The sequence below is a fragment of the Photorhabdus cinerea genome (assembly GCF_011189575.1).
GTDB classification, from domain to species: Bacteria; Pseudomonadota; Gammaproteobacteria; order Enterobacterales; family Enterobacteriaceae; genus Photorhabdus; species Photorhabdus cinerea.
This window is the reverse complement of record NZ_PUJW01000014.1, coordinates 125,381-137,215: the sequence shown is the minus strand read 5'-3', so window position 1 is coordinate 137,215 and position 11,835 is coordinate 125,381. Positions and strand designations below refer to the sequence as shown.

General features: G+C 41.7%; 11 protein-coding genes. 9 read left to right on the top strand and 2 right to left on the bottom strand.

The features are described from left to right. The 4 genes from C5469_RS14760 to C5469_RS14745 all read left to right on the top strand — a co-directional run. Window positions 1–236: PAAR domain-containing protein (locus tag C5469_RS14760; protein WP_166308107.1), on the top strand; the 236-nt coding region annotated here is incomplete at its 5' end. 104 nt (window positions 237–340) lie between these two features. Then, window positions 341–1,102 (top strand): restriction endonuclease fold toxin 5 domain-containing protein, encoded by a 762-nt coding sequence (locus C5469_RS14755; protein WP_166308104.1) that lies wholly within the window; start codon window positions 341–343, stop codon window positions 1,100–1,102. A gap of 12 nt (window positions 1,103–1,114) precedes the next feature. After that, window positions 1,115–1,837 (top strand): Imm52 family immunity protein, encoded by a 723-nt coding sequence (locus tag C5469_RS14750; RefSeq protein WP_166308101.1) that lies wholly within the window; start codon window positions 1,115–1,117, stop codon window positions 1,835–1,837. Between the two features lie 46 nt (window positions 1,838–1,883). Next, window positions 1,884–2,093: a PAAR domain-containing protein gene (locus tag C5469_RS14745; protein ID WP_207629058.1), complete on the top strand. Its 210-nt coding sequence runs from the start codon at window positions 1,884–1,886 to the stop codon at window positions 2,091–2,093. Window positions 2,094–2,491: 398 nt separating this feature from the next. Here the strand turns inward: C5469_RS14745 and hmpA are convergent, their stop codons facing one another. After that, complete coding sequence (gene hmpA, locus C5469_RS14740) at window positions 2,492–3,682, bottom strand: NO-inducible flavohemoprotein (protein WP_166308098.1); 1,191 nt, start codon at window positions 3,680–3,682, stop codon at window positions 2,492–2,494. Window positions 3,683–4,047: 365 nt separating this feature from the next. On the opposite strand from hmpA, the gene glyA reads away from it, so the two are divergent. From glyA to treC, 5 genes are all read left to right on the top strand, one after another. Continuing rightward, on the top strand, window positions 4,048–5,301 hold the full coding sequence (gene glyA, locus C5469_RS14735) for a serine hydroxymethyltransferase (protein ID WP_166308095.1): 1,254 nt from the start codon (window positions 4,048–4,050) through the stop codon (window positions 5,299–5,301). A gap of 103 nt (window positions 5,302–5,404) precedes the next feature. Next, complete coding sequence (locus C5469_RS14730; RefSeq protein ID WP_166308092.1) at window positions 5,405–6,550, top strand: 3-phenylpropionate MFS transporter; 1,146 nt, start codon at window positions 5,405–5,407, stop codon at window positions 6,548–6,550. 73 nt (window positions 6,551–6,623) lie between these two features. Continuing rightward, window positions 6,624–7,571, top strand: coding sequence for a trehalose operon repressor TreR (gene treR, locus C5469_RS14725; protein ID WP_166308089.1), 948 nt, complete (start codon window positions 6,624–6,626; stop codon window positions 7,569–7,571). A 144-nt stretch (window positions 7,572–7,715) separates the two neighbouring features. Next, window positions 7,716–9,155 carry a PTS trehalose transporter subunit IIBC gene (gene treB, locus C5469_RS14720; protein WP_422615861.1) on the top strand — a complete coding sequence of 480 codons (1,440 nt, stop codon included), beginning with the start codon at window positions 7,716–7,718 and terminating at the stop codon, window positions 9,153–9,155. Window positions 9,156–9,231: 76 nt separating this feature from the next. Further along, on the top strand, window positions 9,232–10,893 hold the full coding sequence (gene treC / locus C5469_RS14715; RefSeq protein ID WP_166308086.1) for an alpha,alpha-phosphotrehalase: 1,662 nt from the start codon (window positions 9,232–9,234) through the stop codon (window positions 10,891–10,893). A 113-nt stretch (window positions 10,894–11,006) separates the two neighbouring features. Here treC and suhB read toward each other — a convergent pair whose 3' ends face one another. Beyond that, window positions 11,007–11,810, bottom strand: coding sequence for an inositol-1-monophosphatase (gene suhB, locus C5469_RS14710; protein WP_166308083.1), 804 nt, complete (start codon window positions 11,808–11,810; stop codon window positions 11,007–11,009). Between the last annotated feature and the right edge of the window lie 25 nt (window positions 11,811–11,835).

Sequence of the window (11,835 nt, the reverse complement as noted above, 5' to 3'; positions counted from 1 at the left end):
CGACAGATCATGGCGGTAAGGTGATTACCGCTATTGATGACTATACTCACAAGGGTATTCCTATCGCGGGTAAAGGTGATTGGGTGGAGTGCCCTCAATGCAAAGGTGTATTTCCTATTATTCAGGGGGCTGACGCTTTAAAATATAAAGGGAAACCGATTGCGCTTGAGGGAATGCAAACCGCTTGTGGGGCAAAATTAATTGCCAGTCAGCATAAGTTTACTCTTGTCAGTTAATGTGAATTTAATCCGGGGCATTTGAATTCCTGGTCAGGAGCTGGAGCAATAGTTTAAAGATATTCTTTGTATTGCAAAAAATAAGATAAACAGGAGACGTTAATATGCCAATACCATTAGTGGCCCCTGTCGCAGTGGGTGCGGCTGAATATGTCGCCAGTGCCTGTGCTGGGGTATTAATTGCTGTCGGTATCATGGAAGCAAGTAAGGAAAAACCGGTCGAAGACGATGAACATATTCACCGTAAGAAAATGGATTTTGTGATAAGTCCTGAAATCACGGATGAAGACAGAAATATCGTCTGGAGTGCTGAAGCCCATGCGGATTTTTGGGAGGATGATGATTTAGAGGAAGAATCCGTTGATACCAGTGCGGTTCAGGCGAAGGCCCAGTCTAAGGCGGAAGAATGTGAAAAAACGGAGAGTAAAAGGGAGTGCAAGGCTTGCCTGGCTATTCCGGTGACGAGTGAAAAATATCGCAAGGTGAGCCGCTGGAGCGCCATCACGATTAATTATCAGCGATTTATTGCCCAAACGAAATATGATCCCACTATACAGATGATCCAGGAATTTCAGTGTCTGAAAGTGACCTTTGATGGTTGGCGACCCGCGTATTGCTTATTTCTGGAGGCCAAAGCGCGGTATGACCAGTTTTTTAAGGATAATAAACCTAAAAAATGGTGGAGAGGCCGTTATTCAGCTAGAAATCAAGCAGAAAGGCATCAAACGGTTTGTGATGTACTGGATGGTACCCCTCATGTGGAATGGCACTTTTTACAGCCGATCAGTTATGGATATTTTAAGGTACTGTTTAGTAAATATAAAAATATCAGTGTCCACTATACCCCCTGCGACAATTTAGTTTAATCCGAGGTCAACATGGCGATAATTCGTTTAGAAATCAATGTATATTATCAACAGCAGGAAACCATTACCGCTAATATGGCATTAATGGACTTGTTTAATATCACACGGCAAATTGATGTATTTTTTGACCAGAAAAAAACTTGGTACTTAACAGGTTACTCCAGAAAGGAAGCACTAAAATATATTGTGTTTGATGAACAGGGGCCAACTGAGGTTGCCATAAAAAACTTTGAAAAAGATTATAAAAAAGATTTTCCAGCGCTTATTACTGGGATATGGGATGGTGAAAAGGATGAATTATCTAGCGGCATAGATTATAGCAAAATGCCAAGTGTTCGCCCTAACTGGGTTTGGTTGCAATTGAATTTAAATATTGACAGTCAGCAGCTTGATGTATTGCGGTTAATTAACCTAGTTAGCTATTTGGCCTTGAGCCGTAATTCACCTAATATTCAGGTGGAGTCGAATGAATATACCTTAAAAGGCAAACAAGTTTTCCCTGACCGCCTCAGTGTTGGCTGGATGCTTTACCAGCCCCGTATTATTGATAAATCCTATCTGCCTATGGCGGAGGATGTGCTTCCGGTGCAGCATAATAATGAACAGGTAGGTACTCTGATTATCACCAAGAAAGGCATTTTTGACGGTGAAAATCAGGACGATATTGATAAATCCAATGATGTTGAAATTCAGTTGGTGAACTTAGGATTATTGCCATTAATTACCGAGGTGTGATGGGAAATGATGCTATTTTCCAATTGAAAAACGGTGGAGAACGTTAATGTCAAAAGCGGTTATTCTGCTGGGTGATACGACAGATCATGGCGGTAAGGTGATTACCGCTATTGATGACTATACTCACAAGGGTATTCCTATCGCGGGTAAAGGTGATTGGGTGGAGTGCCCTCAATGCAAAGGTGTATTTCCTATTATTCAGGGTGCTGACGCTTTAAAATATAAAGGAAAATCGATTGCGCTTGAAGGAATGTGAACCGCTTGTGGGGCAAAATTAATTGCCAGTCAAAGTAAGTTTACCCATGATTTTTGAAATCAATGGAGCTGACGTCCAGCGGGATGGGCTCCATGATAAATAAACTCCATTAAAGTCTCTAAAATAGTGATGAATTGGTTTTTTCAGTCACATTAAGCACATTCAATACACATAAATATTGAACATCAGAGTCCATAAATTAAAGTATACCCTTCATCTTTCAAGTTGCTGTTTTATTGGCTGCTTTCACTTACCCCAGTTACATAGTTATCTATGCTCCTGGGGATGCGTTCACTTGCCGCCGTGCTGCAAATTGAAATCTATTGGGTATAGCTTCTGTTCAGTTCACTTTATTGGCTATTTTCACCGTATAACGTTTTTAATACTAAACTGAAAATTTAAATCACTTTATGCGGACCAAAGCATTCATAGTGGATAAATTGTTTATCAATTCCTATCTCTAATAACTGCTTCGCTACATATTGCATAAAGGGAACTGGGCCACAGAAATAAAAATGCATACCTTCAGTTTTTAGCGCACCATTCAGAACTGCCAGATCCATAAAACCTTTGTGTTGGTAATGAACACTTTGCTGATCTTCATTTCTTGGCTCGCGGTACCAAATTGTGCTGTTAAGATTCGGCATTGCCTGTGCAATGGCTGCGACTTCGTTGGTAAATGCGTGATGACCACCATGTTCTGCTGCATGTAACCAGTTAATCTGGCTGTTATGATTTTGTTGGTGGAGTTGATGCAACATACTCATCATCGGTGTCAAGCCAACACCAGCAGAAATCAGAGTCACGGGGGTTTCTGGTTTAATATCAAGGAAGAAATCTCCGCGTGGAGCAGCCAGCCAAACGGTATCACCTTCTTGCATCTTATCATGCATATGGTTGGAAACTGTTCCTTGTGGCTCTCGTTTGATCGCAATTCGATAGCTGGAACCATTTGGTGCTGTTGTCAGTGAATACTGGCGAATTTCGCGGTTATCAAAGCTATCATCTTCTAGATAAATGCTCAAATATTGGCCGGGTTTATAGTCCATTACTTTCCCGCTATCCTGCGGCACAAACTCAAAGCTGCAAATGACATCACTTTTTACTTGTTTCCGGCTGATACGGAATGGACGCAAGCCACGCCAGCCGCCATCTGTCGATTCGCCACTATGATAGATCTGCTCTTCACGATTGATAAAAACATCAGCCAGCACACCATAAGCTTTTCCCCAGGCATCCAGAATTTCATTTCCCGGTTGAAACATTTCATCCAATGTTGCCAGCAAGTGAGTACCGACAATTTGATAATGTTCTGGTTGAATATTCAGACTGGCGTGTTTATGAGCGATTTTTTCAACTGCCGGCAAGAGGGCTGCCAGATTATCAAGATTGGCTGCATAGGCGCAAATAGCATTGAATAGGGCTTCACGCTGATCGCCATTGAGTTGATGACTCATATTAAAAATATTTTTCAGCTCAGGATTATGTTTGAACATCCGCTCATAAAAATGGGCGGTCAGTTTCGGGCCAGTAGCAGAGAGCAGTGGAATAGTAGATTTGACAGTTGCAATGGTTTGACTATCCAGCATGGTTGAAACTCCTGAATTTCTTTCAAGTGATCATGAAAGCTATAACATGTAAATTAAATGCAACTTATAGCTTTTTGAGGATTTTGTAAATATAAAATGTGGCCTTTACGGTAAAAAAATATTTGCAGAAGATACTTACATTGAGGCTAAGACTACCCGAGGTCACAAATTCCGATAATGATCCAAAATGCAGGAAATTTTTGTTATGTCTGAAAAAACCGATATCTTGTTGCAATTGGCATGCAATCGTTTGCGTAAAATATTTTGTCAAGACTATCTCATTCTGTGAAAAGGGTTTACACTGTGTGCCATTCTGCCCTTTGGGGTGTTGTTTGAAGAGAAGTTAGCTAAGTCAGGAGAACCCAATGTTAAAGCGTGAAATGAATATTGCTAATTATGATCCCGAACTATGGCAGGCGATGGAGCAAGAAGTTGTTCGTCAGGAAGAACATATCGAGTTAATTGCCTCTGAAAACTATACCAGCCCAAGAGTTATGCAGGCACAGGGCTCCCAGCTTACTAACAAATATGCCGAAGGTTATCCGGGTAAACGCTACTACGGCGGTTGTGAATATGTCGATGTTGTTGAACAATTGGCTATTGATCGCGCTAAGGCGCTGTTTGGTGCTGATTATGCCAACGTTCAACCTCACTCAGGCTCTCAAGCGAATGCGGCAGTTTATATGGCCTTGCTGCAACCAGGTGATACTGTGTTGGGGATGAATTTGGCACATGGTGGTCATTTGACTCATGGCTCTCCGGTTAACTTCTCTGGTAAGTTATATAACATCGTGCCTTACGGTATCGATGATAGCGGTAAAATTGATTATGACGATATCGCTGCACAAGCTCAAAAACACCAACCAAAAATGATTATCGGTGGTTTTTCTGCTTACTCTGGTGTTGTTGATTGGGCAAGAATGCGTGAAATTGCAGACAGTATTGGCGCTTATTTGTTCGTTGATATGGCACACGTTGCTGGCCTAATCGCTGCGGGGGTTTACCCTAACCCAGTTCCTCATGCCCACATTGTGACTACCACGACGCATAAAACACTAGCGGGCCCACGTGGTGGCTTGATCCTGGCAAAAGGTGGCGACGAAGAGCTGTATAAGAAATTGAATTCTTCTGTATTCCCGGGTTGCCAGGGTGGACCTTTGATGCATGTTATTGCCGGTAAAGCCGTTGCATTGAAAGAAGCTATGGAGCCAGAATTCAAAGCATATCAACACCAAGTTGCTGATAATGCTAAAGCAATGGTTGAAGTTTTCCTGGCGCGTGGCTACAAAGTAGTTTCCGGTGGTACTGAGAACCACTTATTCCTGCTGGATCTGGTTGACAAAAATATCACTGGTAAAGATGCTGATGCTGCGTTGGGCCGTGCAAACATTACCGTAAACAAAAACAGCGTACCTAATGATCCGAAGAGCCCATTTGTGACTTCCGGTGTACGTATTGGTACTCCTGCAATTACCCGCCGTGGCTTCAAACAAGCAGAAGCTCAGGAACTGGCTGACTGGATGTGTGATGTACTGGACAACATCAATGATGAAGCGATCATTGAATCGACTAAGCAAAAAGTTCTGGCTATTTGCGCAGAATATCCGGTTTACGCATAAATAATAATTTTAATAAATAATTATTAAAACCTGCTCCAGCTAACCTTGTTTGCTTAAGTTAGTGTCGAGCAGGTTTTTTTGCATTATTAACCAGGAGGGATTGATGGTTATTCAGTCGACACGTTGGTTGGCGTTAGATTATTTCACGTATTTCTTTTCTTACGGGATATTTTTGCCTTTTTGGGCTGTTTGGCTTCAGGGTGAAGGTATAGCACCTGATATGATAGGGGTTTTATTGGGTGCAGGTTTAGTTTCTCGTTTCCTGGGCAGCTTACTGATAGCGCCTACGGTTAAAAATCCTGCGAAACTTATTGTTGCGTTGCGTATATTGGCATTGTTGACCTTAATTTTCGTTGTTGGTTTTACATTGGGAAATCACTGGGCATGGCTTCTGTTCGTCATGATTGGTTTCAACCTGTTTTTTTCACCGATGATGCCGTTGGGAGATGCGCTGGCGGGAACATGGCAAAAACAATTTCCTTTTGATTATGGCAAAATACGGGTCTGGGGTTCGATTGCGTTTATTATCAGTTCAGCGTTGACCGGGGAATTGATCTCTATCTGGGGCCATTATGCCATTCTTATCACTATGCTGTTCAGTGTCTTGTCAACGCTGTTGGTGACATTGCTTAAACCCTCCATCATGCCCGCTAGTGAAGTCAAATCAGACAAAATTGATGTTGTGTCATTTAAACAGTTGTTGTCTGAAAAACCGATATGTCAGTTCCTGCTCTGTGTGGCTTTATTGCAGGGCGCCCACGCGGGATATTATAGTTTCAGTGCAATTTACTGGGAAAAATTGGGTTACTCTGCCTCGGTAGTTGGTTATCTTTGGTCTTTAGGAGTAGTAGCTGAGGTTGTTATTTTTACGCTGAGTAATAAATTATTCCGTCGCTGGAGTGCCCGTGACCTTTTGCTGCTTTCTGGTATATGTGGTGTCGTTCGTTGGGGATTGATGGCAACATTCACTGAATTGCCGGTATTGATTGTCGTGCAAATCCTGCATTGTGGCACATTCACTGTCTGCCATTTGGCGGCAATGCGTTTTATCGGTGCCAGAAAGGAAGAGGAAATTGTTCGATTGCAGGCGGCTTATTCTGCGTTAGCAATGGGGGGCGCTATTGCTGTCATGACGGTAGTTGCAGGATTTATGTATGATTATCTGCACAGTGGAATTTTCTGGGTAATGGCTTTAGTTGCTTTTCCTGCCATCTTCTTGCGGCCACAGGTTAAAGCTCATAATTATTAACAATATAGGTCCAGTTTCTTATGAAATTTTTATAAGAAACTGGATAGTTTTAATAATATTTTTATGAGATATCATGTCGAACAAGTTAACAATAAAAGATATAGCACGCTTGGCTAATGTCAGTAAATCAACTGTATCGCGTGTATTAAACAATGAAAGTAGTGTAAGTTCACAGGTACGTGAAAGAGTCGAAGCGATTATTCACCAAAATAACTTTATTCCCTCTAAATCTGCGAGAGCGATGCGGGTGAAAAGTGACAAAATTATTGCCTTAATTGTGTCACGGTTGGGGTCCTTTTCGGAAAATCTATCTATAAGTACGATGTTACCCCTATTTTATCAGCATGGTTATGATCCTATTATTATGGAAAGTAATTTTAATCCGCAGCTTTTACAGGAACATCTACGCCAATTGGCGTTACGTAATGCGGATGGTGTTATTTTGTTTGGTTTCACAGGATTGTCAGAAGAATTCTTATTTCCCTGGCGTGAAAAAATAGTGGTATTTGCACGTGAATATGCTGATTTTTCTTCCATATGTTATGACGATGCGGGCGCTGTTCGCTTACTAATGAATGAACTTTACCAGCGGGATCACAGAGATATCAGTTTTCTTGGTGTACGTGATTGTGATACCACAACAGGTTTTCGTCGTCATCAATCCTATTTAAATTGCTGTGAACAGAAAGGGTTACGCCCACTTTCTGTTCAATGTGATTTAAGCTATCAGAGCGGGTTTCAACATGTTGACAAAGTATTAAGAAAGGAAACTACGGCCTTAATCTGTGCAACAGACAGCCTGGCGTTGGGAGCATATAAGTATTTGCAGCAAAATAACCGGGAAGATATACAGATAGGTAGTATTGGCAGTACACCCTTGCTGAATTTTTTGTACCCTAATACGCTTTCTGTGGATTTGGGCTATAGTGAAGCAGGTAAGTATGCGGCCCATCAATTGATGGCTCAGATAAATCGACAATACCCAAAACAACAGGTAATCGTTCCCAGTAAATTGGCTTAAAAGTAAGAATATTGCAATTTCAATGTGATCTTTAACGCATTTTTGGGAACGTTCCCATGACAAGCATTACTGAATGATATTAGGATGAAATTACTTTACTAAGCATGCTAATTAGTGATTGATACTAACTTATAATGATTGGCTATGATGAAAAATAAAATAAATTCTAAAGATATTGAAAAACTAATTACATTAATCGGTGGTTGTGAAAATATAGCCAGTGTGACTCATTGTATTACTCGGTTGAGGTTTGTATTGGTTGAACCCGCTAAGGCGATGACAGATAAAATAAAAAATCTGCCGATGGTTAAAGGGTGTTTTACCAATGCAGGGCAGTTCCAGGTCGTGATAGGCACTAACGTTGATGATTATTATCAGGTTTTAAATAGCTATCTTGGTCAATCTGAATTGAGTAAGCAAGATATACAGCAAGTTCAGAAAAAGCAGGCTAAGAAAAAAAATATGAAATGGCAAGAGCGAATTATTTCTCAGTTTGCAGAAATATTTTTTCCTCTTCTACCGGCATTAATTAGCGGAGGGCTTATTCTGGGCTTCCGTAATATTATTGGTGATATTCCATTCAGTGATGGTAAAACTTTAGTCCAGATGTATCCTGTCTGGAAAACGATATATGATTTTTTATGGTTGTTAGGTGAGGCTATTTTCTTCTATTTGCCGGTGGGTATCTGTTGGTCAGCAGTCAGGACAATGGGGGGAACACCGATATTAGGAATTATATTAGGAATAACATTAGTGTCGCCTCAACTTATGAATGCTTATCAGTTAGGGCAACATATTCCTGATATATGGAATTTTGGCTTATTCACAATCAATAAAGTCGGTTATCAGGCACAAGTTATTCCGTCATTGTTGGCTGGCATTACTTTGGGGTGGATTGAAATTCAGTTAAAACGGGTGGTTCCTAGTTATCTCTATCTGGTGATTGTTCCTGTCGTTTCATTGATCTTAGCAACCTTTTTAGCACATAGCCTGATTGGGCCGTTTGGTCGGTTACTCGGGGATGGAGTTGCTTGGGTTGTTAAGGCATTGATGACGGGAAGTTTTGCTCCTGTAGGCGCGGCTTTATTCGGATTCTTTTATGCGCCGTTGGTTATCACAGGTATTCATCAAACCACATTAGCCATTGATATGCAGATGGTTCAAAGTATAGGTGGGACACCGATTTGGCCTATTATTGCATTATCTAATATTGCTCAAGGTTCAGCGGTTGTTGGCATTATTTTAATTAGCAAAAAGCATAATGAACGTGAGTTATCTGTGCCCGCAGCGATTTCCGCATATTTGGGCGTTACTGAGCCTGCTATGTATGGTATTAATATCAAATATCGATACCCTATGCTCTGTGCCATGATTGGTTCTGGTTTCGCTGGATTAATTTGTGGATTGAGTGGTGTATTAGCAAACGGTATTGGTGTCGGTGGTCTGCCAGGTATCCTTTCGATTAAACCACAATTCTGGGCAATTTATGCATTAGCTATGCTCGTGGCCGTTATCATTCCGTTGGTACTGACTACCATTGTTTATCGAAAGAAGAATATGAGTAGTGTGTTAGCTGTTGAATAATCCTGTTAAATCTTCACTTGATTAACAGATATAAAAGTAACTTTAACTCAGGAAATATATTGATAAGGCGTTTTTGATGGACAAAATCATTCCATGGTGGTTACAAGGTGTCATCTATCAGATATATCCTAAAAGTTTTCAGGATACTACTGGTAGTGGAACCGGCGATCTGAACGGTATTACTTACCGGCTTGATTATTTGAAGAAACTGGGAGTGGACGCTATTTGGGTGACTCCTTTTTACCTCTCACCACAGGTAGATAATGGCTATGATGTCGCTGATTATTGTTCGATTGACCCGGCTTACGGTTCAATGGATGATTTTAAGCGTTTGGTCGATGAAGCACATCAACGTGATATCCGTATCATCGTGGATATTGTTTTCAACCATACATCCACTCAGCATCCTTGGTTCAAACAAGCACAGGACATTAATAGCCCTTACCGGCAGTATTACATCTGGCGGGATGGGATACCGGGGACTCCGCCTAATAATTGGGTGTCAAAATTTGGCGGCAATGCTTGGGAGTGGCACGAGGAAAGCAAACAGTATTATTTACACCTGTTTGCCACGGAGCAGGCGGATTTAAACTGGGAACATGAGCCAGTACGCGCTGAACTTAAAAAGATTTGTGAATTTTGGGCTGACCTTGGTGTTGATGGGTTCCGTCTGGATGTTATCAATCTGGTTTCTAAGCAGCAGGGTTTTCCTGAAGCAACTGAAGGAGATGGACGTCAATTCTATACCGATGGTCCGCGTATTCATGAGTTTTTGCAGGAAATAAACAGAGAGGCATTCCAGCCTGCGGGGGTGATGACTGTCGGGGAGATGTCTTCTACTTCCCTGGAAAATTGCCAGCGCTATTCCTCGTTAGATGGTGAAGAGCTATCGATGGTTTTTGCTTTTCATCACTTGAAAGTCGATTACCCCAATGGCGAAAAATGGGTCATTGCGCCACCTGATTTTATTGAATTGAAGAAAATTTTTGCTAAGTGGCAGCAAGGGATGCATGGACGGGCGTGGAATGCTCTGTTCTGGTGTAATCACGATCAACCGCGGATTGTTTCACGTTTTGGTGGTGAAGGAGCATTACGGGTTCCATCTGCTAAAATGTTGGCAATGGTGTTGCACGGTATGCAAGGAACGCCTTACATCTATCAAGGGGAAGAATTGGGGATGACTAACCCTAATTTTTCTCAAATTGAGGATTATCGGGATATAGAAAGTTTAAATATTTATCAAGAGAAGATTGAGCTGGGCGATGATAAAGAAAAAATCTTATCGGTCTTAGCGAAGAAATCTCGTGATAATGGGCGAACGCCGATGCAGTGGGATGCAACTCATAATGCAGGATTTACTCAGGGGGAACCGTGGCTCGCGCTAAATAGTGATTACAGGGACGTGAATGCTGAAAACGCTATGCAGGATGATGATTCAGTTTTTCATTGTTATGCACGTTTAATAAAATTGCGGAAGGAATATCCTGTATTGACTTATGGCAGCTATGAAGACTTATTGCCATCTCATCCTTCTTTTTGGTGTTATATTCGTCGTTGGGAAAATCAAACGTTGCTGGTTATCGCCAATCTCAGCGCGGAAGTGCAGGAGTGGTCACTGGATGCTTCTTTATCCCATTGCTCATGGGTTAAGTTAATGGGGAATTATCCTGAACGTCAGCTACCTGCGAAAAATATGTCGCTACAGCCTTACGAAGCGGTTTATTGGTTAGCGGAGTAATTTAGGTTTAAAACGACAACAAAAAAGTTCATTGATGACTTTTTTGTTGTCAAATGGAATTGCAGGCTCAAAGGATATCGTCTGCAATTCCTGCTTTAAAGATTGGCTTTGAATTAACGTTTCAATGCTTCTGATAATTCATCACGCATTTCGGCCAGAATATCTTTAACAACGCGTGGATTACCCGCAACAAGATTACCGGAATGAATGTAATTATGGCCACCAACGAAATCAGTAATGATACCGCCAGATTCACGAACCAACAGTTCACCGCCCATAAAATCCCACGGCTTTAGGCCAATTTCAAAGTAACCATCAACCCGGCCAGCCGCAACATAAGCCAGATCCAACGCGGCTGAACCTGTACGGCGGAAATCAGCGCAACGCACAAATAATTTGCCTAGAGTATTAATGAAAACAGTGGAATGCTGTTTTGCTTTAAATGGAAAACCTGTTGCCAGAATAGTGCCATCCAGATCGCGGGCATTGGTGCCACGCAGACGGTAACCATTCAACTGAGCACCTTGACCACGGGTTGTGGTGAAAAGCTCATTACGCATTGGATCATAAACAACGGCAACTTCAGTACGGCCTTTAATGCGAACTGCAATAGAAACAGCGAAATGGGGGAGACGTTTGATAAAGTTAGTGGTGCCATCCAGTGGATCGATTACCCATTGAATATCATCATCTTCGCCTGCTAGTTCGCCACTTTCTTCCGTAATAATCGTGTGCTTAGGATAAGATTTGCGGATAACGTCGATAATCAGCGCTTCTGCGGCTTTGTCAACGTTGGTCACAAAGTCGTTATTACCTTTTTGACTCGCTTCAACCGCATCAGGAGTTTCATAATTCTTGGCAATCAGGTTGCCGGCCTTACGCGCAGCGCGTATGGCGATGGTCAGCATCGGATGCATGGGGTATCTTCCACTAGGATGTTAA